We start from the raw sequence: 24,933 nt of genomic DNA, 5'->3' as shown, positions 1-24,933 counted from the left end.
ATGTTAGGATGTCTATAAGTATTTTTTACTACAACTATGACTTTTTCTGCTCTATTCTAAAAAAAAGATTTACGCTTTAAAATTCCTCATTGTACGTATGTGAATACTTTATATTATTACCTTTAGAAACCATTAACTAAATGGTTCAGCATACTATAATAGTTATAAAAACATAATATATAACACAAGTTAAATAAATTACAAAAAAAAGGAGTAAAAATGAAAAATAAAATCAATTTACAAATGCAAAATATAAGCTTTGTTTTAATAATTGCTTTAGCAGTATGGTTAAAAACATATCTTATTACAAGGTTCAGTTTTGATTTAAAAATTGAATCTTCTACACAAGAGCTTATTTTGTTTATTAGTCCACTCGCTACATCATTAGCTTTTGTCGGATTAGCATTATTTGCAACCGGTGAAAAAAGAAATTATATCGCGCTATGTATCAACTTCGTATTAACAATCGTACTCGTTGGAAATGTAATGTTCTATGATTTTTATAGCGATTTCGTTACGTTACCAGTACTTGGACAAACATCAAACTTCGGACAATTAGGCGGCAGTATTATAGAAATATTGAACTACAGAATTATACTCGCATTCGTAGACATTATTTTCTTCTTTATTTTGTTAAAGAAGAAGTCATTAGTCTTCCAAACAGGACGTGTAACTCATCCGGCACGCTTGTTATATTTTCTTTTAACGATTGGTGTATTTTTTGCTAATCTACATCTTGCAGAAAAAGAGCGACCTGAATTATTAACAAGATCATTTGATCGAGTTATGCTTGTTAAAAATTTAGGACTATACACGCATCAAGTTTATGATTTAACACTGCAAGTAAAAGCAGGATCACAAAAGGCACTTGCTGATAGTAGCAAATTACAAGAAACTGAAAACTACGTGAAGGCAAACCAAAGTGAGCCGAACCCTAATATGTTTGGTGTAGCGAAAGGAAAAAACGTAATTGTTGTCACTCTTGAATCCCTGCAAACCTTTTTAATAGGAGCAACAGTTAACGGACAAGAAGTTACACCATTTTTGAATGAATTCATAAATGAAAGCTATTACTTTGATAACTTTTTCCACCAAACTGGGCAAGGAAAAACATCCGATTCTGAATTTCTAATCGATACGTCATTGTATCCATTAAATCGTGGAGCTGTATTCTTCACACACGGTAACAACGATTATACGGCGACTCCAGAAATTCTACGTCAGCAAGGTTATTTCACTTCTGTATTCCATGCGAATAACGCCACATTTTGGAATCGTAATATCATGTACTCTGCTCTCGGTTATGATCGTTACTATAATGAACTTGATTACAAAATTACACCTGAAACAAATTTAAATTGGGGCTTAAAAGATATCGAATACTTTGATCAATCTGTAGATATATTAAAAACTGTTGATCAACCCTTTTACGCTCGTTTCCTCACTTTAACGAACCATTATCCATTTACGTATGATGAAGATACAAAATTCATTGAACCATATAACTCTGGTAATGGCGTATTTGATCGTTACATCGTAACAGCACGTTACTTAGACGAATCCATCAAAAAATTTATTGAGCGTTTAAAAGCCGAGGGAATGTATGATGATTCTATTATTGTGTTATATGGTGATCATTATGGTATTTCTGAAAAACATAATCGCGCAATGGCACAGTTTTTAGAAAAAGATCAAATAACCGAATTTGATACTTTAAATTTACAACGTACACCTTTATATATTCATGTCCCTGGACAAACAGAAGGTCAAACGATTTCAAAGCCTACGGGACAAATCGATATGAAACCGACTATTCTCAATTTATTAGGAATTGATACTACGAACGATATTCGTTTTGGTCATGATATGTTTTCAGATGAATATACCGGTTTTGTTGTTTTACGTGATGGTAGCTTCATTACAGACAAGTATGCATACAAAAACAATATTTTCTATGACCGCATAACAGGTGAAATTGTAGATTTACCAAAAAAAGAAGCACAAGCACTCATTAACCGTGCACAAAATGAATTACGAATGTCTGACAAAATTATTGAAGGAGATTTACTACGTTTCTCAGAAAGTAATAAAATTAAAACTGGCGAAGTACAAACTAAAATTAAAGAAACTGAAAAATAATGTGAATATGAAAAGGGAGCAACTGTAATGAGTTGCTCCCTTTTCATCTCTTATAACACATGATGCTATTTCAAATGAAAAACCTCATATCTTTTACTTTTATTCTGCACTTGTTTCTAAAGTTACATCTGTATAAGTATGATCATCACCTATATGTAAAATTACTTCACATTGACGTAATCTCAATTCAAAGAGCATGATAGAATCATGATAAACTTCAGGATTTGATTTCATTTTATGTAACATCTCTTGTTTTTCTTGTATTTCTAATTGCATATTTTCTACAGCTTGTTTCAAGGAGTTAAATGGATTCCTAAAGAATATATGAATATCTCGCTCTTGTGTGTTTTCAAACAGCTCAAATTGCAAGAAAAATTTCTTCATAATAGAATCCGTTACCTCGGTATAATCTTCATTTTCTACATACTGTTTGTATTTGTTATATAGCATAGTTTTGTTTTTCGGAAGAACTCCAAATAATTTACCGGCACTTTTCAGTAAAAATTGGGCTGGCGTAAATCGACGTAAAATATTTACTTCATCCATTTGTATTCTAGCCGTCATTCTGTCAGTATCTCTGCGCCAGTCATCAAGCACTTTAAAATCACATTCTAACTGTATTCGATTTTCTCCAAATAAAGAATTAAGTCCTTCACTAAGTTCTTCTAAGTACGACTGACTTTGAATGAGCTCATTATGAGAAGTTGCAATCCAATTTTGCATAGAAAGAGCAAGATTAGGTAATACAGTTTGTTCTAAATATTTATGCACTCTTTCATTCATTGCTTTATTTAGTTCCATATCCATGTGACCGAAATCGCTTTCTTCACTCATTAAATCAGAACAACTCTGTAATATCTTCGGAATATTTCCAGTAAGATTATTCGTAATTTCAGTTTTCATTGTACGATATGATTGTGTAATGAAATGAATTTTTTCCCTCTCAAATGCAGTAAGGTTATTCATGCTACCATTTAGTTTCACTAGCATATCTTCATTCCACTTAATCGCATCCACGAGATTGTTTTCTTTTTCAACGCGTTTAGCTAAAAGATATGTAATTGTTTTTCGGATGAAGAACAATAGCTTTTCAGTACGTTCTGCATCAATATTTTTATAATTAAAGTTAAAATGAATAAACTCAGTTAACTCATTCAATTGTTGATTACTGGTATATAACGAAGAGTAAGGGAGAATCCTCGCATGCGGGAAATATGTGTTTATTCTCGCTGCCGTATCATGTAATACTCTTTTTACTTCTGCTTCACTATAAATGTTATCGATTTTATTTAATAAGAAATGAACTTGTAAATTTGGTGTATGTTCTTGAATGCTTAATAAAATATCACGCTCTTTATCAGTAAAAGGTGAATCCGCATTCAATACAAACAATAATTCATCTACGGAATTTAGATATTCAAATACTTCATCCCTAGTGTCGTTATTCCTATTAAAGCCGGGTGTAACTACAAATGTAATTTTATTTTCACTTAAAAATCTGCATGGTAATTTAAATTCAACACATGCTCTATCTCTATACGTTTGATGGTGTTGAGACATCATATTATGATAATCAGAGATATCTTCCGTTGTTGTAATTGCAGCATCTGTTATGGCGTTAATTTCTGTATGAGCATCATTTTTTAAAACTACTACATTTGAAATTGATTTTTCTAATATATTTTCTCCTAATATAGAGTTGATAAATGTAGTTTTTCCGTTCCCTGAAGTTCCTGTTACTAAAATACGATTTGTTCTTAAATCTGCAAGTTCGTCAACTAACCATCTAAATCGTTGACCTATTTCTATATTGTTCTTTTGTGCCCACTGTGTAATAGATTCAAAAAGATGTAGGCTGTACTCTAAACCATTCACATGATTCATAGAATATGACAGTAGCTTCTCCGCATGTTGTATATCGCCTGAATCTATTTTAGATGGAAAAATCTCATCCCATGCCAATACAGCTGCTGATGGAAATACAGCATAAGACGGATTGACTACTTTTAACCAATTTGTTAAAAGACTTGGAATGATATCGTGTAATTGTTTAAGCATATATTGCCCTTGAATTAATGCAAAGTATGTTTCTTCGTAAAGAGAAGAAATTTTGTCCCATATATCGGACGACTCTATTTCAATATGTAAGAAAAATTCATTTATTGTGTTAAGCCACAATAAGTAATTTTGTTCATTTTTATAACTGTTCCAAAGTGATGAAACCATTTGCGTAAATTGTACTTGATCTACATGATTTAATGTAACTAATGCATCATAAAAATAATCTGGTGAAATATGTTTAGTAAATCCTTTATCGATATATCCTTTTAACACCTCAAACCACGGATAAGATTCTGTTCGAATTAACTCATTCACAGCAAGCTCTACTGCACTATCAAAATCTTGCTGCTCCTCATAAAAGGAACGGGCAATTTTTGTGACATTCAGATAATCAGGATTTAAAGAAACCGCTTCTTTAATAACAGCGAAAGCGGAATCAAAATTATTTTGCTCTATGTAAAGAGAAAGTAATTGTAGCCTAATTTCTGTCATCAATATTATATTATCAGTAGCAATGGAAGTATAAACATTTTCAGCAACTGCTAATTGATTCAGTTCGAAATAAGCATCCGCAATATTTTTTTGTGCCCATGGTGCTAATTCATTACTAACCTTCTCCCATTTAAAAATAGCTGCTTCAAAATCTTGATGCTGATAATAAAATTCACCTTGCGCAAAACGAATATAAGACCCATCAGAAATTTCATTTTTTTCTTCATTTACATAAGCTTCTCCAAGTACGTCAAGAGGTGATTTTGTTACATTCTCCATTAGAAATGTTTCATAATACATCTTTTTTATTAATTGTTTTTCTATTCTCATCTTTTCCCCCACTATATCTTGAAAATACATTTTTAAGATATGTCAATACTTTTTTGTATGTATGCTTTTTATCTTAACAAAGAATATCTTTTGGAAAATTTCATTTTCCTTTCATTTTTAAAGTAAGATTGAATTTTTATGAGAAAAGTTTCAGTTTTTTTTCAATTCCCTTTCAGTTATGAAACAGCATTAAATGTTCCTAATAACCTAATAACACTATAACCCACCGCATTATATTATCAGGAAAAACCTATATAAACCATATTATAAAAACAATTTATAACGAATATATATACATGATTCACTTCACCTATACATAAAAGAGTTCGTCATATAGTGCTTGTTTGATAGACAGATATACTAGGTCTCTTCAGAATTCCACATACACCATGATAATTTAAACAACAACAATAGTGAGTAGCTATTCATACAATATCTTTCTCGAATTGTTTTGCCTTAGAACACTTCAGTAGTTTCGTAATTAAATTCCATTAACCTATATAAATAACTAGTCCAAAAAAAATCTATATGCATATCATGTTATAGTAAAGAATTCAGGAAATCCTAAAAGGAGGCATTTTCATGTTTGAAGATAAATCTAAAATAAACTACCCATATGAATTTACTGAAACTACAACAATCCCGCTAAAAAACCCTATCAATAAAAATTTCAAAAACGGCTCTGGTACACATACTTTCCCAATTAAGAAGCATTATAAAGAGCAGGTGCTATATACGGAAAAAATTAATAATAATAAAAATAAATAAGCGTATAGGCTCTTATAACAATTAATTAAATAAGAATCTATATTAGACCTTGCATAGTTATAGGTAATATATAAGTCTTTCTTATACAACTCATGTACTTTTAAAAAGTGCTGATATACAGCGCTTTTTTATACATAGATAATGGAAGAACAAAAAAGGTATGGATATTTTCCACACCTTTTTTGTTCTTCACTATTTCTAAATAAAGCCTACCAGCAAAACTTTACTTGTTGGAGTCATCGGAGCAAGGAGTAGATTTATGATAAATCACAAAGTTAAAGAAGCACCCATGAATTATATAGGCCATTATTGCTCTATTATATATATTTAAAAATTTACCAAACGTTGTTTCAAAGCTACTTAGTTTTCATAAAATATTTTTTGTGTCCGTTGGAACGGATAGGCTTTAATCTCATCTGTATCTAAATTTTCATGAAATAAATGAATAGCTATAATTTGTCTACAATCGTAAGTATGATAATAATATGTTCCGGACTCCATACACATTACGCTTGTATATATGGTATTATCTAATGCACCTTCTTCTGTTATGACTCCACCTTTAGGAACCTCGCAATTTGATAAGATATGAAAAAGGGCTGATACTCCCTCTTCTTCGCTATCTATACCTTGAATGTTTTGTTTGCCATATGCTGCCCGCACAAACCTCGATGGCGGGGTGAAATCCCCTGGAAGTCCCATTGAGCCTGAGCCCTGGCCAAAAGCACTTAATCGTACATTACTCCACTCTGTTGGCGCGAATGGCTGCGATTTAAGGCCAATATATTGTCTTAAATTTTGCAAATGCCAATTAAACTCCGGACTATTCGTCATCACTCCTATTGGGTTGTCATACATTTTTAATCCTTCATTTGTCGGCTCCAGTACAATACAATCTCCCCATTTATCCGCTAAAATCCAATGTAGCGGTGGCGTAAGTCCTAAATCCGGTAATGGTATATCCAAAAAGATAAGGCTATCTACAGATTCCTTTAACTCTTTGACAGAATTGAATTGTGTCAGACTCCAAGTTACAAAATCAAATGGAGCTAAATTCGTTTTATTGTCATCTATGCTTTGACTATACGTAGCGAATCCTGGAAAATAGAGTGTTGCACATGTCATACCTGCTTCATTTACTCCGTCCGCCATAATGATCCTTCCTTGATGATTAATTCCCATTCCGACCGTAGCATGTTTCGTATTAATGATTTCACCAGTTATATTATTCCACTGGTAATGTCGAGGGATGATTATTACTTCTTGATTCATATCTAATGTGAAGTCCATCGTTCTTGCAAAAAGATGCTGACCGTTTTTTGTCTTTAATGTCAAACTAGTACACATAAAGAACACCCCATTTTATGGTTTTATCTACACTTTACATAATTCCGATAAGTCTGTAAATTAAAAAAACTCTTCCCTTACAAAAAATTGAGAAAGCACATATAAAGTATACATACGTTGAGGTTATCTCTAGTTTATAAATTTTTAAAATATAGTTGCAAAAGAATTATATGAAAAAGGAGCGAATTGTTACTATCGCTCCTTTTTATTTCTTTCTATATTTTATTAAAATAACCAGAGACCATTTTCTCTATGAACAGTATCCCTACATAACCCTCTTAAACATCTTCTCCAATTCATAAGTAGAATGATGCACAAGAATCGGTCTTCCGTGCGGGCATGTGTATGGGTTTGTTGTTGTACGAAGTTCTTCCAGTAAAGCGAATATTTGATCGTTCGTTAAATATTGATTCGCTTTAATGGACGCCTTACAGCTCATCATGATGGCTGCTTCTTCACGTAGTTTTTTTATATCAACTTTTTTTAGTTTAACGACTTGTTCCATCATTTCGTCGATAATTTCTGTTTCTTGTCCTTTCGGGAACCAAGTTGGATGAGAGCGGACGATAAAGGATTGATGGCCGAATTGCTCCAAAAATAGTCCAACTTTTTTTAGTTCTTCTAGTTGCTCTTCGACACGTAAAAATTCGGTAAGAGATAAATCGATACGGTATGGTACGAGTAGTTCTTGTACTTCTTGTGCTACTCGTCCTACTTTATCACGGAAGTATTCATAATTAATACGTTCCTGCGCGGCATGCTGATCAATCATATATAAGCCTTTATCATTTTGAGCGAAAATATATGTTCCGTGCATTTGTCCAATTGGATAAAGCGGCGGTAAATCATTACCGTTCATTTCAATTTCTTCTATTTCTTGAACTTCTTCTTCCAATTCCTCTAATTCAAAGTCTTCATCGTTACTGTTCCACGATTTCTCTTCTCGAATCGGTTCTTCTATTATCGGTTTTGTAGATGGTTGCCAATTTTGTTCTTCTCTTACGAGCGATTGTGGTGGTTGCCATTCTTGCTTCGGCGGTTGCCACAGTTGTGCTGGCTGCTTCACTTCCAGTGGTTCTTCTCGTTTTTCATCCATGCCCGTCGGTAAATTGATATCCGGCATGGATGGTTCTTTCGGCTTCGCATGCTCAAACTGGAACTGTTCTTGCACGCTTTCATCTTTTTCTTTTTTCTTCGTTGTTACACCCGCATCTGGAATGAGCTGTATTTTTTTGAATGCTGCTTGCAATGTTTCTTCGATAAGCTTTAGCAATTCTTGTTCTTTACTAAAACGAACTTCTAATTTCGCAGGATGTACGTTAACGTCAACTAGCATTGGATCCATTTCAATCGATAAGAAGCCGATTGGATATCGTCCGACTGGCAATAATGTATGGTATCCTTGCTGAATAGCTTTCATTAATACGAAATTTCGAACGTAACGACCATTTACAATCGTTGACATATAATTTCGAGATGCTCTCGTTACTTCTGGTAATGTTACATAGCCTTTAATTGTGAAATCTAAAGATTCCGCTTCAATTGGAACAAGCTTCTTTGCAACTTGAATGCTGTAAATCGATGCAAGTACTTGTCTTACATCACCATTTCCTGATGTATGAAGCAATTTCTTTTCATTATGAAATAGCTTTAATGATACTTCTGGATGTGACATTGCAATACGATACACGATATCTGTAATATTACCAAGCTCTGTATGAATGGTTTTCATATATTTAAGACGCGCTGGTGTATTAAAGAATAAGTTTTGTACTGTAATATCTGTTCCTTTTCGGCTCGCTGTTTTCTCCTGCTTTATAATGTCTCCACCTTTAATAATAAGGTGCGTACCAGGTGCATCACCTGTGCTAGTGATTAATTCTAATTCACTAACTGAGGCAATACTCGGCAATGCCTCACCGCGGAAACCGAGTGTTCTTATGCGAAACAGATCGTTTTCATCTTTAATTTTGCTCGTCGCATGTCGTTCAAAAGCGACGATACAATCTTCTTCTGCAATACCATCACCGTTATCAATGATACGGATTTTCGATAACCCCGCTTCTTCTAAGTGGATTTCAATAGATGTACTATTCGCATCGATAGAATTTTCCACAAGTTCTTTTACGACTGAGGCAGGGCGCTCTACTACTTCCCCTGCCGCAATTAAGTTTGAGAGTTGGTCATCGAGTTTGCGAATTTTCCCCATCTACTTACTCATCCTTTCTTTAACTTTTTCTGTAAGCGATACAGTTCATTCATCGCTTCTAAAGGTGTCATATCAAGTAAATCAATTTTTTTAATTTGCGTAAGTACTGCCGTTTCTTTTGCATCTAGAACTGGCTTGTCTTGTTTTTTCGGGGACTGTTCTCCACCAAAGAATGATAGTTGTGATTCTTCTTCAGTCTCTACCTTCGTCTCTTGTATTTCTACTGGTTCTTCTTTTACAACTACAGGCTCTGGAGTAACTTCTTGTACTTTCACTTCTGTACGCTTTGGAATAATAATTTCTTCCTGTCCTTCTAGTTGTGCTAACACTTCTTTCGCACGAGCAATTAAGCTATCTGGAAGCTCCGCAAGTTGCGCAACATGAATCCCGTAACTTTTATCTGCTGCCCCATCTTGAATTTTATGAAGGAATACTACTTTTCCGTTCTCTTCAATAGCTGAAACGTGTACATTTTTCAGTTGATCTAAACTTTCTTCTAACACTGTCAATTCATGATAATGCGTAGAGAATAACGTTTTCGCCCCAATTTGGTCATGAATATGTTCAATGATTGCTTGTGCAAGTGCCATACCATCATACGTAGATGTACCGCGTCCAATTTCATCAAATAAAATTAAACTTCTTTCTGATGCGTTTGCAATTGCATTTTTCGCTTCTAACATTTCGACCATAAATGTACTTTGACCTGAAATTAAATCATCCGCTGCGCCAATTCTCGTAAAGATTTGGTCAAATACAGGTAATACTGCTTCTGTTGCTGGTACGAAACAACCAATTTGCGACATAACCGTTACTAGTGCTAATTGTCTCATATACGTACTTTTACCAGACATGTTCGGTCCTGTAATTAAAAATACATCCATATTCTCTGGCATAATACAATCATTCGGTACATACAATTTCCCGTTCAATACTTTTTCAACGACAGGATGACGACCATCTTTAATGAAAATTTCACGCTTCGTTGTTAGTACAGGTTTTACAAACTGTTCCTCTTCACTCACTGTCGCAAAACTTTGCAGTACGTCTAATTCACTAATCACTTTCGCTAAATGCTGTAATTTCGGAATAAATACTTTTACTTCTTCACGAAGCGCTGTAAATAAATCGTATTCTAGTTGTACAATTTTTTCTTCAGCTTCTAAGATTAATGTTTCTTTTTCTTTTAGTTCATCTGTAATGAAACGTTCCGCATTAGCAAGCGTTTGTTTACGCTCGTAGCGGCCTTCTGGTAATGCTCCAAGGTTCGCTTTCGTTACTTCAATGTAGTAACCGAAAATACGGTTGTATCCGATTTTTAACGATTTAATTCCTGTAATATCACGTTCTCGTTTTTCAAGCTCAGCAATCCACGTTTTTCCGTTTTTACTCACGTAACGATATTGATCGAGCTTGTCATTATAACCATCTTTAATAATATCTCCATCTTTAATAGAAAGCGGTGGATTTTCTTGAATACTTCTTCCTAGTAATTCTGTTAAGCTCTCACATGGATCTGCACCTTGAATTAATCTCGCTGCATACGCGTTATCTAACAAACTAATCGCTTCTAAAATAGCTGGTACTTGCAGTAAAGATCGTCTTAACTGTAATAAGTCCCTTGCATTAACATTACCAAATGCAACTTTCCCTGCTAAACGTTCTAAATCATATACTTCTTTTAACTTTTCTTTTAAATCTTCACGCAAGAAGTAATCATTTACAAACGTTTCAACCATTTCTAAACGCTCTTCAATTCGTTCTTTCTGTATAAGTGGACGTTCCATCCACTGTTTTAACATACGACCACCCATAGCCGTTTTCGTCTTATCTAATAGCCATAATAATGATCCTGTTTTTTCTTTCGTTCGAAGTGTTTCTGTCAGCTCTAAATTTCGCTTTGAATGCACATCAATTTTCATAAATTGATTCGTATAATAAATTTCCACTGGCTGTAAATGATCTAATGAACGTTTTTGCGTTCTTATCACATAGTTAAATAAGCGTCCAACTGCTTTAATTAACTTTGCTTGTGAAACGTTTTTCACAAGATGTTCTAGCCCTTCAGGAATTGCCGTTGCATCTTCATATGAAATCGTCATTTTTAACGTTTCCGTTAACTTGTTTAGTTCATCTTTAGAAAAGGAAGAATCTACAACAATTTCTTTCGAACCAGTTGCATACACTTCTAATAAAATATCTTCTACTGAACCAGTCAATAACGTTACTGTATTTTGTCCAGTCGTTAAATCGTTACAAGCTAACGCATATGATCCATCTTCAAAATGTGTTAATGCGGCTAAGAAGTTATTTTCTTTCTCATCAATCGTACGCCCTTCCATCATCGTTCCTGGGGTAATTAATTGTACGACTTCACGGCGCACTACACCTTTAGCTGTTTTTGGATCTTCTACTTGCTCACAAACCGCTACTTTATATCCTTTTTCAACAAGTTGTTCAATATAGTTTTTAGCCGCATGATACGGTACACCGCACATCGGTATACGTTCACTACTACCACCGTCTCGGCTCGTTAATGTAATTTCTAGTTCGTGGGCTGCTTTAACTGCATCCTCAAAGAACATTTCATAAAAATCACCTAAGCGGAAAAATAAAAAGGCATCTTGATAGTCTGCCTTAACTTTTAAATATTGCTGTATCATAGGGGTATATTGCGTCATACTTCTCCTCCATAATTCTTACATAATAATCTATATTCATATATGTCACATTTCACGGACATCCATATCTCCTATTTCAGGAGTCTTTCTTCATTATAGCACATTTCATTAGGAATCATGTTCATTCAAGCACCACTTATGTAAAGTAAAAAGCTAGGAAGAACTTCTCCCTAGCTTTCTATTACTCTTCTTCTGCGTCAACGATAAAGTTCGGATCTAACTCTTCAAACTCATCATCATCGATTTGGAAATCTTCGTCTGATTCTACACAACCTTCAGGGTTTACACTTACACAAATTTTCGTTTCGCCAACTACTTCTGTTACAAATTCACGTTCTACCGTTACAACAATTTTATTACCATTTGGTGATACAAGAGCTTCTAAACAATTTGGTGGCTGAATAACACGAGCAATAATTTCTAAATCATCACCAGAAAAGTTTTTATCACGATATCCAATGCTTACTTCATCTGTGTAGTTTACACGTTCTGTTACAACTTCTGTCTTTGTATTGCCATCGAATGAATACCAAGTGTTCACATCATAGAAACCTTCAATTTCCACATGTTTTCCATTCTTTCTTGCTTCGTACGAGTGGTTAATTACCCAGCACCCTAAAATACTTGTTGGCTCATTATTCGATTCACATGTATGCGTTGACTTTGTATACTTACGTCCTTTTCCAACCACTGCTTTTGTAATAATCTCTCTAAATTCGGACATTCGTAACCCTCCTCAATCACTATTCACTTAATCATATGCGTGACAATAGCGGAATGTGTCATTCTTTTTTTGAGAAGAACTTACGTTTAATTCACTAAAAAAAGAGATGTCATTTCGACATCTCTTTAACAACCACAATTTCCTTTTTTACTTTCTACCGCTGCGCCCGTTTCACCCTTCAATACATCGCCATTAGTTGAAATTAATATTTCATCTGTTACGTTGTTAGAAATCGTACTTGCAACTAGCTGTAGTAAGTCATTTACATATGTTTGTGAAGATTTAAATTCTTGTACAACTGGGATACTATCTAGCTTATCTTGCAGGGCATCAATTTCAGCTTCTACTTTTTTCAAAGCTTCCCATTTCCCGTAATGCTGCAAGTTTACTGCTTGTTTTTGCAGTGCTTTAATTTCATCAATTGCGCGCTTTACATTTTCATTTTTATGAATTTGCGCCTCTGCTTTCTTAAAGAAATCAACTTCTTCTGTTTCAGAAATCATTTTGGCTAATTCTTTCGCTTGCTCAACAATTTCATCTTTCGAATATACTTTCATCTATTATTCCACCTCAATCGGCTCTTCAACTAATTCTCCGTTAAGAGACCAAGTTTTTGCATCCGTTACTTTTACTTTCACAAGCTGACCAATTAAAGACTTTGGAGCAACGAAGTTTACAAGTTTATTCGTACGAGTATAACCTGCAAGTACTTCTGGATTATTTTTACTTTCCCCATCAACTAACACTTCTACAATTTGACCTTTATAACGATCATTCTTTTCAATTGCCAATTTATTTACTAATGCATTTAAGCGTTGAAGACGTTCTTTCTTTACTTCCATCGGTACATTATCTTTCATTTTTGCAGCTGGTGTACCTTCGCGCGGAGAATAAATAAAGGTAAAGGCAGTATCAAATCCTACTTCACGATATAACGACATCGTTTCTTCAAATTGCTCATCTGTTTCATTCGGGAAACCGACGATAATATCAGTTGTTAATACCGCGTTTGGAATTGCTTCTTTAATTTTTCTTACAAGCTCCAAATAATGCTCACGTGAATATTTACGCGCCATAATTTTTAACATTTCTGTGCTTCCAGATTGAACTGGTAAGTGAATATGTTCTACTAAGTTTCCGCCTTTTCCAAGCACTTCAATTAAGTGATCATCGAAATCGCGTGGATGGCTCGTTGTAAAACGAATACGGGCAATATCAACTTTACGGAGTTCGTCCATTAAATCGCCAAGACCGTATTCTATATCTTCAAAGTCTTTACCATATGCATTTACGTTCTGTCCAAGTAACGTAATTTCTTTATAACCATTCGCAGCTAAATGACGAATCTCTTGGATAATGTCTTCTGGACGTCTGCTTCGCTCTTTTCCACGTGTATACGGTACGATACAATATGTACAGAACTTATCACAGCCATACATAATATTTACCCAAGCTTTAATATCACCACGGCGTACTTTCGGAAGGTTTTCAATTACGTCTCCTTCTTTGGACCAAACTTCAACTACCGTCTCCTTCGAGAACATTGCATCTTTTAGAATGTACGGTAGTCTATGAATATTATGCGTTCCAAACACCATATCTACATGTTGATTTTTTTGCATAATTTTATTTACAACAGATTCCTCTTGAGACATACAACCACATACACCAATCAAAAGGTCCGGATTTCTTCGTTTTAGTGACTTTAAATGACCTAGTTCACCGAACACTTTATTTTCAGCATTTTCACGAATGGCACAAGTATTTAATAATACTACGTCTGCATCTTCAGTTGAAAAGGTTGGTTCATATCCAAGTGCAGTGAAAATACCCGCCATTACTTCTGTATCGTGCTCATTCATTTGACAACCATATGTACGAATATAAAACTTTCTTCCTGTACCAAAATTGCGAAACTCTTCAGGTAAGCCAAAATCCCGTTCAATTTTAACTTCTTCTTTCCCTCGCTTTTTCGCGTCTTTTAAGGAAGGTGGTTGGTATACACTTTCAAAGTATTTGCTATAATCTTTCTCTTCTTTTTTCGTAGAGGAATTCACTTGTTGACTTGCTAATCGTTGTTGCTCGTTCATCGGTAATCTCCTTTCACCCTTAACTATACACACTCTATAGTCCATTTTAATGCGCTTAGACCCACCTCAAAAATGGTTAGATAGCTTGAGAGATACTTGTCCTTTGAAACTTGAGTAATCAATCTAATCATCTATAAGAATGAAGTCTTCCCCACACAAATAGACATTCCCTTTTTGTATTTCTTTTGTCCTACTCAAAAGCATATTGCTTTATCCCTATACACATTACCATAGTATGAAGTGTTTCGCCAATTTTTACAAAGAAGAAGGCTTATCCTATTATTACATTTCCTAGTTAATGAACATGCAATTTTCATACAACGATTTATATATTATTTTACCATTCTGAATTTTCTAAGTAAATAAGACTACCTTATATTTTTACTCATTAAAAAAGGCTGCCAAATGGCAACCTCCTCTTCTTACATTACATAAATTCAGCAACAAGCTCATCAAACATTTTCTGATCCATATTTAAATCAGATTGCACTAAAGGCTTCTCACTATAGCCTTTTACTAGTTCTTGGTATGAAGGTTGCGCTGTATTTTGATAAATTAACCCTGTTACTAATCCGTTGTTTTCCATTAATGTTTGCATAGCCATCATGCGATTAGACGGATCATATCCCTCTACTGTACTTAGTTTTGTTAAATTCTCTTTAAACCAATCGTAAGTATTTACTTTATTGTAAGTAACACATGGGCTGAACACGTTAATTAATGAAAATCCTTTATGGTTAATACCAGCTTCAATAATTTGTGTTAATTCTTTTAAATCACTTGAAAAGCTTTGCGCCACAAATGTTGCACCAGCTGTTAAAGCCATTTCCATAACATTTAGTGACGGTTCAATTGAACCTTGTGGTGTACTTTTCGTTTTAAATCCAGCTTCACTACGTGGTGAAGTTTGCCCTTTTGTTAATCCGTAAATTTGGTTATCCATTACGATATACGTAATGTCAATGTTACGACGAATAGAATGGATCGTATGTCCCATACCAATCGCAAATCCATCACCGTCACCACCTGATGCGATAACTGTTAAATCACGGTTTGCCATTTTCACACCTTGCGCAATTGGAAGGGCGCGACCATGAATACTATGCACACCATATGAATTAATATATCCTGAAATACGACCTGAACAGCCGATACCAGAAATAACAGCAAGTTCATCCGGATTTAGGCCAACGTTAGCTGCCGCACGTTGAATTGCAGCTTGCACTGAGAAGTCTCCGCAACCTGGGCACCAGTTTGGTTTTACACTGTTACGAAAGTCCTTAAATGTTGCCATTTAATACAACCCCTTTTTTGCATTCGTTGTAAATCTCTTTCGGCAAGAATGGGTTTCCATCATATTTTAAAAGACTAGAAATTTTCTCACCGCTACCAAGATTCATTTTCATAATGTTAGCAAGTTGACCTGTTGCATTGTTTTCTACCACTACAACACGCTTCGCATTTTTCACAAGTGGATCGATTTCAGCTGTTGGGAACGGATGAATTAAACGCACATGAGCATGGTTTACTTTCATACCCTCTTGTTCTAAGCGCTCCATTGCTTCTTCGATCGCACCACGAGTTGAGTTAAATCCAACAAGCAATACATCTGCTTCTTCATGCTTAACATTTTTATACACAGGGGTATTAAACTTCAAGTTCTCCATTTTACGGAAACGTTTGTCCATTTGATCTTTACGGTTTAATGCTGATTCAGATGGTTTACCAGTTTCATCATGTTCTACACCTGTAACATGGTGAACGCCATTTTTCATACCAGGTAAAACACGTGGTGAAACGCCATCTTCTGTTACTTCATAACGCTTGAAGTATGCTTTATTTTCACGTTCTGGTAATTCCGCTTCTAAATCGAGCTTACCACGACGAATTTCCACTTTATCTAACTTAAGTGGTTCTACCGTTTGTTTCCCTAAAGAAAGCTGTAAATCTGTTAAGAAAATAACAGGTACTTGATACTCTTCAGATAAGTTAAACGCTTCTACAATATCATAGAAAGCTTCTTCTACTGTACTTGGCGCCATTACGATTTTTGGAATTTCACCGTGCGTACCGTAAATCATCGCCATTAAATCAGACTGCTCTTGTTTCGTAGGTAACCCTGTACTTGGACCACCACGTTGTGTATCAACAATGACTAACGGCGTTTCTGTAATACCCGCTAAACCGATCGCTTCCATCATTAAAGATAGACCCGGACCAGCAGATGCAGTTAATGTACGAACACCAGCATAGTTTGCACCGATTGCCATTGTACAAGCTGCGATTTCATCCTCAGTTTGGATTACTGTTCCGCCGACTTTTGGCAATTTTTTAATTAAGTATTCCATAATTTCAGATGCAGGTGTAATTGGATATGCAGACATAAAGCGAGCACCACCAGCTACTGCACCAAATGCAATTGCATCATTCCCAATCATAAACATGCGCTTCTGACCATCAGCTTTTTCAAGCTGCATCATGTTTACTTTCTCACCTAGTAACTCTTTCATATATTGAGAGCCGCGCTTAATTGCGTCCATATTCTTTTGAACAACTTGCTCTCCTTTACGACCAAAGATCTCTTCAACAACATCTAAATAAGCTGTTTCATCTAATCCTAATACCGCACTTGATGCTCCAACAGCAACCATGTTTTTCATTAATGATGTGCCTAATTCTGAAGCAATATCTGTAAACGGTATCACATATAGATTTACATCTGTATTGTCAGGTATTGTCGGATTAAATTTCGCATCTGCAACTACAATCCCACCCGGACGTAGTTCGTGGAAGTTAAAATCAATTGTTTCTTGATCAAAAGCAATTAAAATATCTAAATCATCTGAGATCGCGCGTACTTCTGTTGTACTTACACGAATTTTATTATTTGTATGGCCGCCTTTAATACGTGATGAGAAGTGGCGGTAACCGTATAGGTAATATCCTAATCGGTTTAATGCAATACAGAAGATTTCTCCTGTACTTTCAATTCCTTCACCTTGTTGGCCTCCAACTTTCCATGAAAGTTGACTAATCATCTCCTACACCCCTTTTGGCTGCATTCATTGTAGTGTATTTTTTTACAGTAATAGTTTAGCATTTTTTATGCAAATAAACTACAATGGACGCAAATTATGCCTCTTCTGATTTCCCTGAATCTTTAGTATAAAGCTATTTTGTTTTTCATTCTAGTATTAGGTCTTAAAAAAAGCAATAATATCAAATGAATTAATTCTAATTTTTCTGGATTTTTAAAACAAAAATCTTAAAAGCCAATATGTTCAACAAAATTACCATATAAAAATCGCTCTACAGTAGATGCAGCATAGTGTTTACAAAGCTCATTCATTACATTTTCATAATCTCGATACGCTGATACATTTACAACTGTTTCTACTATCCCATCAAAATCTGAACCAAACCCTATATTGTTCTCTCCACCTAATGAACAAATATATTCGATATGTCTTACTATATCTGCTACATTCGCTTGTTTTTCATTTGTTAGAAACTGCGGTACAAAAGTGACGCCGATCATGCCATTTCGCTTTATAAGAGCTTTAAGTTGTTCATCGTTTAAATTACGTGGGTGCTGGCAAAGTTTCATACAATTTGAGTGGGAAGCAATAGGATTTTTTGCAATTTCTATAACATCCCAAAAACTTCTTTCATTCAAATGAGACACATCAGTCCATACATGTAACGCATTCAGTTCTTGTACAACATGTTTACCAGAAGTCGTTAAACCTGCCCCACGTGTCTCTAGCGCACCATCAGCTAATAAATTGGCATAATTCCATGTTAATCCAAAAGAACGTACTCCTAGGCGATACAACAACCGTAATTTCATTGCATCTTTCCCAAGTGCTTCGCATCCCTCTAGTGTTAATATCGCTCCAATCTCGTCCTGTTTTAACATGTTAATATCATCTTTTGTTTGAATAAACTTCACACCTGGTAGGGATAAAATTTCATTATAAAAAATATCTACCATTTGTAATGCTACTTCAAATCGGTTTTCATATGCCACTGTTTCTGGCACATATATAGCAAAACATTGTATACTTCCTTTTCTGTTCTTTAACTGTTCAAATGTAATATGTAATTGCGAATCATGTTTAAAATCCTTTCTCCCTTGTGCACTCCATAACTGAAGAAGCACATCACAATGAGCATCAAAAATTTTCATTTTCATTCCTCCATTATAAAAACAACCTGTTTGCATACTGCAAACAGGTTGTTTAAACTTAACGAGGTTCTACAATTAATTTTATTGCTGTACGTTCTTCCCCATCAATCATGATATCCGTAAACGCTGGGATACAAATCAGGTCCAAACCACTAGGCGCTACAAATCCTCTTGCAATTGCTACTGCCTTTACCGCTTGGTTCAATGCACCTGCACCAATGGCTTGAATTTCTGCTGTTCCGCGTTCGCGAATAACACCTGCAAGTGCACCAGCTACAGAATTAGGGACCGACGTTGCTTTAACTTTTAATATTTCCATTCCGCGTTTCCTCCTCGTTTCTTTAAAAAGTATTAGCAATTATTTCACTTTAACTTATATTCACGAGGAATGGCGCGTATTCCTGCTAAATTTTCGTAATTTTTCTAAAAAATTAAAATATAATAACTTATCTAAATTTTAACGAAAATTTACTCGAAAAATGGTTGATCGTCATTAATTAAAATACGTTCAATTTTCTTTGCTTTTCCTGTATTTGGATCCACATCAATTAACACTGCACTTAATTGCGTTCTACCATTTGTTACTTCAAATCGTACCGGTAAGTTTGTTAAAAACTTCTTCAATACTGCTTCTCTGTCCATACCTAATATTCCATCATACGGCCCTGTCATCCCAACATCTGTAATGTATGCCGTTCCGCTTGGTAAAATACGATTATCTGCTGTAGGAACATGCGTATGCGTACCTACTACCGCTGTAGCACGACCATCTACATACCAACCTAACGCTTGTTTTTCACTTGTAGTTTCCGCATGGAAATCAACAAAGATAATATTCGTACGTTTTTTCGCAATGTTAATTAATTCATCCACTTTACGGAATGGACAATCAATTGGAGGAAGGAATGTACGTCCTTGTAAGTTAATAACTGCAACTTCTGTTCCATTACAGTTCACAAAAATAAGCCCTTTTCCTGGAGTTCCTTCTGGGAAGTTAGCTGGTCTTGCAAGATATTTTGCATCCTCGATGAATTCAAATACTTCACGATTATCCCAAGCGTGATTTCCAAGTGTAACCGCTTGTGCTCCGCACTCTAAAAAGTTACGGTATATTTTTTCTGTAATTCCACGGCCACCTGCTGCGTTTTCTCCATTAATGATTGTTACTGTAGGTGTATATTTTTTCTTTAATGCCGGTACGTATTGTTGAATCATACCTCTACCAGGAGATCCTACTACATCCCCAACAAATAATATTCTCATATGTCTTACCCTTTCTATGTACTGCATTTTTTATTGCTATAGCATTAAGTAAATTCCTTATAATATGTTTATTATAAGTTTGTTTTACTTTTATGCTATATAACTAACTGTCTTTATTTTATCCAATTCCAACACAAAAAAATAAAGTGGTGTTTCACCACTTTATTTTGCGTATTCCACTGCACGTGTTTCACGAATAACAGTTACTTTAATATGTCCTGGGTAATCCAGTTCATTTTCAATACGTTTTCGGATATCACGAGCTAAACGATGAGCTTCTAAATCATCGATTGTATCTGGTTTTACCAAAATACGAACTTCACGTCCTGCTTGAATTGCAAATGATTTTTCAACGCCTTCATAAGACTCTGAAATCTCTTCTAACTTTTCAAGACGACGAATATAGTTTTCAAGTGTTTCACTACGAGCTCCCGGTCTTGCAGCTGATAAAGCATCTGCTGCTGCAACTAAAACTGCAATGATAGAAGTTGGTTCTGTGTCACCATGGTGTGATGCGATACTGTTTATAACTACAGGATGCTCTTTATATTTCGTTGCGAGTTCAACACCAATTTCAACGTGGCTACCCTCTACTTCATGATCAATCGCTTTCCCGATATCATGTAATAGACCAGCACGTCTTGCTAGTTTTTCATCCTCGCCAAGCTCTGCTGCCATAAGTCCAGTTAAATATGCAACTTCCATAGAGTGTTTTAAGACGTTTTGACCATAACTTGTACGGTATTTTAAACGACCTAAAATTTTAATTAAATCTGGGTGTAATCCGTGAACACCCACTTCAAACGTTGTTTGCTCTCCGACTTCGCGAATATACTCGTCCACTTCACGTCTTGATTTTTCGACCATCTCTTCAATACGCGCTGGGTGAATACGTCCGTCCTGTACTAGTTTATCAAGAGCGATACGAGCTGTTTCACGACGAATTGGGTCGAATCCAGAAAGGATTACCGCCTCTGGTGTATCATCGATAATTAAGTCAATACCCGTTAACGTTTCTAACGTACGAATATTACGACCTTCACGCCCGATAATACGTCCCTTCATTTCGTCATTTGGAAGATTTACAACCGAAACGGTTGTTTCAGCAACATGATCAGCTGCACATCTTTGCATTGCAAGAGATAAAATCTCTTTTGCTTTCTTATCCGCTTCTTCTTTCGCACGAACTTCACTTTCTTTTACCATTACGGCAATTTCATGAGAAACTTCACTTTCTACTTTACCAAGAATAATTGCTTTCGCTTGTTCGCGTGTCAGATTGGAAATGCGCTCTAATTCTGTTTGTTGCTTTTGAACTAACTCTCCCACTTTGCTTTCCAACTCTTCAATCTGTTGTTGTCTCGCTACAAGAGAATCCTCTTTCTTTTCTAACTGTAGCTCGCGTTTATCGAGCGTTTCGTCTTTACGATCAAGGTTCTCTTCTTTTTGCATTAAACGATTTTCTTGTTTTTGTAATTCGCTTCTACGGTCACGAATTTCTAATTCAGCTTCTGTACGAAGTGTATGAATTTCATCCTTTGCTTCTAAAAGCGCTTCTTTCTTAAGTGCTTCAGCCTCACGATTCGCTTCATCTATAATACGTTTCGCTTCATTAGCTGCACCATTAATCTTCGCTTCAGCAATAGACTTTCGAACAAAAAAGCCAACAACTGCACCGACTGTTGCAAGCAAAATGGAGATGAGTATCCAAACTGCAGTACTACTCATGATTTCACCTCCCCTTGCTATGAATGAAAAAAGACTGTCGGCATGTACATTGAATACCAACATACAGCAAAGACCGTCGTCCCGCTTTTTTAAGGGACTTTCTTCATTTCACAATTAAAATGTCATATTATTATTTCGGCAAGATTTAAGTCTTACTCCGAATATTACTTCTCTTCTTGAGAAGAGTGTTTCGTATATAAGAAAAAATATACATTCTCATTGTATCTATCGCAATTTTCATTGTCAAGCGTTGTCTACTTTTACTTTCTTTACCTTCAGTCCTAATTTATATATGAATGTAAAAAGCAGACAGCATATTATCCTGGAAAACCTTAGTAAATTCCAGTTTATTTATGTAAAACGTGCATATATCCCTCTTTATACATAATCTTTTAGGTAGATTAAATATTTTATCTCCAACGATATAGAACGCTTTCATAATGATACAAAAATAAAAGACACGAAGCCGTGTCTTTTATTTTTAATCAAGAAGACTTGGATCTTCCATACCTTCAGCACCTGAATCTTCGCTAATTCCGTGATGCTCACGAATAAAGAAGGCAATTTCTTCTCTTAAATCCGTATTTTCTTTTAAGAACTGCTTCGAATTTTCACGACCTTGTCCTAAGCGTTCTTCATTATAAGAGTACCAAGCACCGCTCTTTTGAACGATATCAAGTTCAGAAGCCATATCCAAGATTTCACCTTCTCTTGAAATACCTTCTCCGTACATAATATCAACTTCCGCAACACGGAATGGTGGTGCCACTTTATTTTTAACTACTTTTACTTTTGTTTTATTACCAACAATGTCGTTACCTTGTTTTAATTGCTCCGCACGACGCACTTCAAGACGAACAGTTGAATAGAATTTCAATGCACGACCACCTGGAGTTGTTTCTGGGTTTCCGAACATAACCCCAACTTTTTCACGAATTTGGTTAATAAAGATTGCGATTGTTTTTGATTTATTGATTGCACCTGAAAGTTTACGAAGTGCTTGAGACATTAAACGAGCTTGTAAACCTACGTGTGAGTCACCCATGTCTCCTTCAATCTCAGCTTTCGGTACAAGAGCTGCTACAGAGTCAATTACGATAATATCAACCGCACCACTTCGTACAAGTGCTTCCGCGATTTCTAAACCTTGCTCCCCTGTATCAGGTTGTGATAATAGTAATTCATCGATGTTAACACCTAATTTTTGTGCATATACAGGATCCATTGCATGCTCCGCATCAATGAATGCTGCTTGTCCACCTTGACGCTGTACCTCTGCAATTGCATGTAATGAAACTGTTGTTTTACCTGAACTCTCAGGTCCATAAATCTCGATAATACGGCCGCGTGGGTATCCGCCTACCCCTAATGCCACATCAAGTGCTAAAGAACCACTAGAAACTGTAGAAACTCTACGCTCCGCTTGTTCTCCTAATTTCATAATTGAACCTTTACCGAATTGCTTCTCTATTTGTTTTAACGCCATATCTAATGCCGCTTGACGATCACTCATTCAAAATTCCTCCTTAACTGAATTGCTAATCTTATTATACCTATTTTCAATTCAATTTGCCAACAAAAATCGAACATTTATTCGATTTTTTTATTTTCCATTAAATAAAACCGCATTTAGCCATTAAAAAAAGCTAAAAGAGACTTATATCTCTTCTAGCTTTTTATACAAATGATAAAATCCATATTTTGCTGAGCGTTCCCTAATTTGTTGACGACTTCCGCTTAAATTTAGAGGAAAGACTACAGTTGGTTCATCTTTCATCGCCAATCCAACAAATACTGTTCCCGGCTCTTTATGTTCTGAAGCATCTGGCCCTGCTACCCCAGTGAAACTAATTCCGATATCCGCTTTTAATAATTCTTTAACATTTTCCGCAAGATAACGAGCACATTCTTTACTAACTGCACCGTCAGTAGACAACACTTCCTCAGGTACATGTAAAACATGTTGCTTCACATCATTATGATAACAAATGACACCGCCTTTAAATACGGAAGACACACCAGCACTTTCTGTTACTTGATTACCGAAGAGACCACCTGTTAAACTTTCTGCACATGCTAAAGTTAATCCTTTTTTCTTCAATAACTCTATCGCCTTATAGTGCAGAAACTCTTGGTCATACCCGTAGAAAAATTCTCCTACTCTTTCTAAAATCAAATCTTCCATATGCTGAATGAGTTTCTCCGCTTCATGAGCATTTTGATGCTTCGCAGTTAAACGTAATGTCACTTCTCCATCACTCGCAAGCGGGGCGATTGTCGGGTTCGTTTGTCCATCAATTAAATCTTGAACTTTCACCTCTAATTGAGATTCCCCAATTCCAAAGAAGCGAAGCACGCGAGAATAAATGTTTTCTCCTGTTGTAAAGTTACGTAAAAAAGGCTCTACATAACTTACATACATTGGCCTCATTTCTTTCGGCGGTCCTGGTAATAAGATATAAACTTTTCCGTTCTTATTTAAACCCATACCAGGTGCCATACCGTGATCATTTGCAAATACAGTTGCTCCATTTAAAACGAGTGCCTGCTTTTTATTATTTTCAGTGAACTCACGACCTGTACGCTTAAAATAATCGCTTATTAATGCTAATGCATTTTCGTCATATACAAGCTCTTCCCCTAAGCTAGACGCAATTGTTTCCTTCGTCAAATCATCTTTTGTCGGGCCTAATCCACCTGTAAAAATAAGCATATCCGCACGTTCTTCTGCAACTTCAATCGCCTGCTGTAATCGTTTGTTATTATCTCCAACTACAGTATGGTAGTACACATTAATGCCAATTGAAGCTAACTTTTCAGATAAAAACTGGGCGTTTGTATTTGCAATTTGTCCAAGTAATAATTCCGTTCCAACCGCAATAATTTCAGCATTCATCCCAATTCCCCCATAA

Annotated in this window: 17 protein-coding genes; 2 read left to right on the top strand and 15 right to left on the bottom strand. The window is 35.5% G+C overall.

Translation table 11 applies throughout. The features are described from left to right. The first annotated feature begins 219 nt into the window (after positions 1-219). Positions 220-2,139 (top strand): LTA synthase family protein, encoded by a 1,920-nt coding sequence (locus AC0NJG_RS18035; RefSeq protein WP_087954522.1) that lies wholly within the window; start codon positions 220-222, stop codon positions 2,137-2,139. 99 nt (positions 2,140-2,238) lie between these two features. Here AC0NJG_RS18035 and AC0NJG_RS18030 read toward each other — a convergent pair whose 3' ends face one another. Then, complete coding sequence (locus tag AC0NJG_RS18030; RefSeq protein ID WP_087954521.1) at positions 2,239-5,022, bottom strand: dynamin family protein; 2,784 nt, start codon at positions 5,020-5,022, stop codon at positions 2,239-2,241. Between the two features lie 582 nt (positions 5,023-5,604). Between AC0NJG_RS18030 and AC0NJG_RS18025 the strand changes: the two genes are divergently transcribed. After that, entirely contained in the window at positions 5,605-5,790 is a 186-nt protein-coding gene (locus AC0NJG_RS18025; RefSeq protein WP_000461128.1) for a hypothetical protein, read from the top strand. Between the two features lie 360 nt (positions 5,791-6,150). Here the strand turns inward: AC0NJG_RS18025 and AC0NJG_RS18020 are convergent, their stop codons facing one another. The 14 genes from AC0NJG_RS18020 to cinA form a co-directional block, all read right to left on the bottom strand. Further along, positions 6,151-7,137, bottom strand: coding sequence for a choloylglycine hydrolase family protein (locus AC0NJG_RS18020; RefSeq protein WP_087954520.1), 987 nt, complete (start codon positions 7,135-7,137; stop codon positions 6,151-6,153). Between the two features lie 265 nt (positions 7,138-7,402). Next, entirely contained in the window at positions 7,403-9,346 is a 1,944-nt protein-coding gene (gene mutL, locus AC0NJG_RS18015; protein ID WP_087954519.1) for a DNA mismatch repair endonuclease MutL, read from the bottom strand. 8 nt (positions 9,347-9,354) lie between these two features. Continuing rightward, entirely contained in the window at positions 9,355-12,027 is a 2,673-nt protein-coding gene (mutS, locus tag AC0NJG_RS18010) for a DNA mismatch repair protein MutS (RefSeq protein ID WP_087954518.1), read from the bottom strand. Positions 12,028-12,208: 181 nt separating this feature from the next. Then, entirely contained in the window at positions 12,209-12,751 is a 543-nt protein-coding gene (gene cotE, locus AC0NJG_RS18005; RefSeq protein ID WP_001288800.1) for an outer spore coat protein CotE, read from the bottom strand. 125 nt (positions 12,752-12,876) lie between these two features. After that, positions 12,877-13,308 carry a YlbF/YmcA family competence regulator gene (locus tag AC0NJG_RS18000; RefSeq protein ID WP_000870462.1) on the bottom strand — a complete coding sequence of 144 codons (432 nt, stop codon included), beginning with the start codon at positions 13,306-13,308 and terminating at the stop codon, positions 12,877-12,879. Between the two features lie 3 nt (positions 13,309-13,311). Continuing rightward, complete coding sequence (miaB, locus tag AC0NJG_RS17995) at positions 13,312-14,841, bottom strand: tRNA (N6-isopentenyl adenosine(37)-C2)-methylthiotransferase MiaB (protein ID WP_001005400.1); 1,530 nt, start codon at positions 14,839-14,841, stop codon at positions 13,312-13,314. A 427-nt stretch (positions 14,842-15,268) separates the two neighbouring features. Beyond that, positions 15,269-16,135, bottom strand: coding sequence for a 2-oxoacid:ferredoxin oxidoreductase subunit beta (locus AC0NJG_RS17990; RefSeq protein ID WP_000190154.1), 867 nt, complete (start codon positions 16,133-16,135; stop codon positions 15,269-15,271). Further along, positions 16,122-17,879, bottom strand: coding sequence for a 2-oxoacid:acceptor oxidoreductase subunit alpha (locus AC0NJG_RS17985; protein WP_087954517.1), 1,758 nt, complete (start codon positions 17,877-17,879; stop codon positions 16,122-16,124). Before AC0NJG_RS17985 ends, AC0NJG_RS17990 begins: the two co-directional genes overlap by 14 nt. A gap of 227 nt (positions 17,880-18,106) precedes the next feature. Then, the gene (locus tag AC0NJG_RS17980) at positions 18,107-19,030 is read right to left on the bottom strand and encodes a dipeptidase (protein ID WP_143881467.1); all 924 of its coding nucleotides are present in this window, start codon (positions 19,028-19,030) and stop codon (positions 18,107-18,109) included. Between the two features lie 58 nt (positions 19,031-19,088). Then, entirely contained in the window at positions 19,089-19,349 is a 261-nt protein-coding gene (gene spoVS, locus AC0NJG_RS17975; protein WP_000404341.1) for a stage V sporulation protein SpoVS, read from the bottom strand. Between the two features lie 149 nt (positions 19,350-19,498). Beyond that, positions 19,499-20,293 carry a TIGR00282 family metallophosphoesterase gene (locus AC0NJG_RS17970; RefSeq protein ID WP_429681157.1) on the bottom strand — a complete coding sequence of 265 codons (795 nt, stop codon included), beginning with the start codon at positions 20,291-20,293 and terminating at the stop codon, positions 19,499-19,501. Between the two features lie 162 nt (positions 20,294-20,455). Next, on the bottom strand, positions 20,456-22,021 hold the full coding sequence (rny, locus tag AC0NJG_RS17965; RefSeq protein WP_046198515.1) for a ribonuclease Y: 1,566 nt from the start codon (positions 22,019-22,021) through the stop codon (positions 20,456-20,458). A 481-nt stretch (positions 22,022-22,502) separates the two neighbouring features. Continuing rightward, complete coding sequence (gene recA / locus AC0NJG_RS17960) at positions 22,503-23,534, bottom strand: recombinase RecA (protein WP_001976711.1); 1,032 nt, start codon at positions 23,532-23,534, stop codon at positions 22,503-22,505. Between the two features lie 144 nt (positions 23,535-23,678). Beyond that, complete coding sequence (cinA, locus tag AC0NJG_RS17955; RefSeq protein ID WP_042514732.1) at positions 23,679-24,917, bottom strand: competence/damage-inducible protein CinA; 1,239 nt, start codon at positions 24,915-24,917, stop codon at positions 23,679-23,681. Positions 24,918-24,933 lie beyond the last annotated feature (16 nt).

The sequence above is a fragment of the Bacillus sp. SSR7 genome, from assembly GCF_055902415.1.
The sequence above is the reverse complement of the archived record's forward strand: the minus strand, read 5'-3'. Positions and strand labels throughout refer to the sequence as shown.

Bases quoted from the DNA above. Each gene is read 5' to 3' on its own strand.
- AC0NJG_RS18020 (WP_087954520.1), bottom strand. From the start codon at position 7,137: ATGTGTACTAGTTTGACATTAAAGACAAAAAACGGTCAGCATCTTTTT.
- AC0NJG_RS17990 (WP_000190154.1), bottom strand. From the start codon at position 16,135: ATGGCAACATTTAAGGACTTTCGTAACAGTGTAAAACCAAACTGGTGC.
- rny (WP_046198515.1), bottom strand. From the start codon at position 22,021: ATGAGTAGTACTGCAGTTTGGATACTCATCTCCATTTTGCTTGCAACA.
- recA (WP_001976711.1), bottom strand. From the start codon at position 23,534: ATGAGTGATCGTCAAGCGGCATTAGATATGGCGTTAAAACAAATAGAG.
- AC0NJG_RS17985 (WP_087954517.1), bottom strand. From the start codon at position 17,879: ATGATTAGTCAACTTTCATGGAAAGTTGGAGGCCAACAAGGTGAAGGA.
- AC0NJG_RS18025 (WP_000461128.1), top strand. From the start codon at position 5,605: ATGTTTGAAGATAAATCTAAAATAAACTACCCATATGAATTTACTGAA.
- AC0NJG_RS17980 (WP_143881467.1), bottom strand. From the start codon at position 19,030: ATGAAAATTTTTGATGCTCATTGTGATGTGCTTCTTCAGTTATGGAGT.
- AC0NJG_RS18030 (WP_087954521.1), bottom strand. From the start codon at position 5,022: ATGAGAATAGAAAAACAATTAATAAAAAAGATGTATTATGAAACATTT.
- cotE (WP_001288800.1), bottom strand. From the start codon at position 12,751: ATGTCCGAATTTAGAGAGATTATTACAAAAGCAGTGGTTGGAAAAGGA.
- cinA (WP_042514732.1), bottom strand. From the start codon at position 24,917: ATGAATGCTGAAATTATTGCGGTTGGAACGGAATTATTACTTGGACAA.
- AC0NJG_RS17970 (WP_429681157.1), bottom strand. From the start codon at position 20,293: ATGAGAATATTATTTGTTGGGGATGTAGTAGGATCTCCTGGTAGAGGT.
- AC0NJG_RS18000 (WP_000870462.1), bottom strand. From the start codon at position 13,308: ATGAAAGTATATTCGAAAGATGAAATTGTTGAGCAAGCGAAAGAATTA.
- miaB (WP_001005400.1), bottom strand. From the start codon at position 14,841: ATGAACGAGCAACAACGATTAGCAAGTCAACAAGTGAATTCCTCTACG.
- AC0NJG_RS18035 (WP_087954522.1), top strand. From the start codon at position 220: ATGAAAAATAAAATCAATTTACAAATGCAAAATATAAGCTTTGTTTTA.
- mutL (WP_087954519.1), bottom strand. From the start codon at position 9,346: ATGGGGAAAATTCGCAAACTCGATGACCAACTCTCAAACTTAATTGCG.
- mutS (WP_087954518.1), bottom strand. From the start codon at position 12,027: ATGACGCAATATACCCCTATGATACAGCAATATTTAAAAGTTAAGGCA.
- spoVS (WP_000404341.1), bottom strand. From the start codon at position 19,349: ATGGAAATATTAAAAGTTAAAGCAACGTCGGTCCCTAATTCTGTAGCT.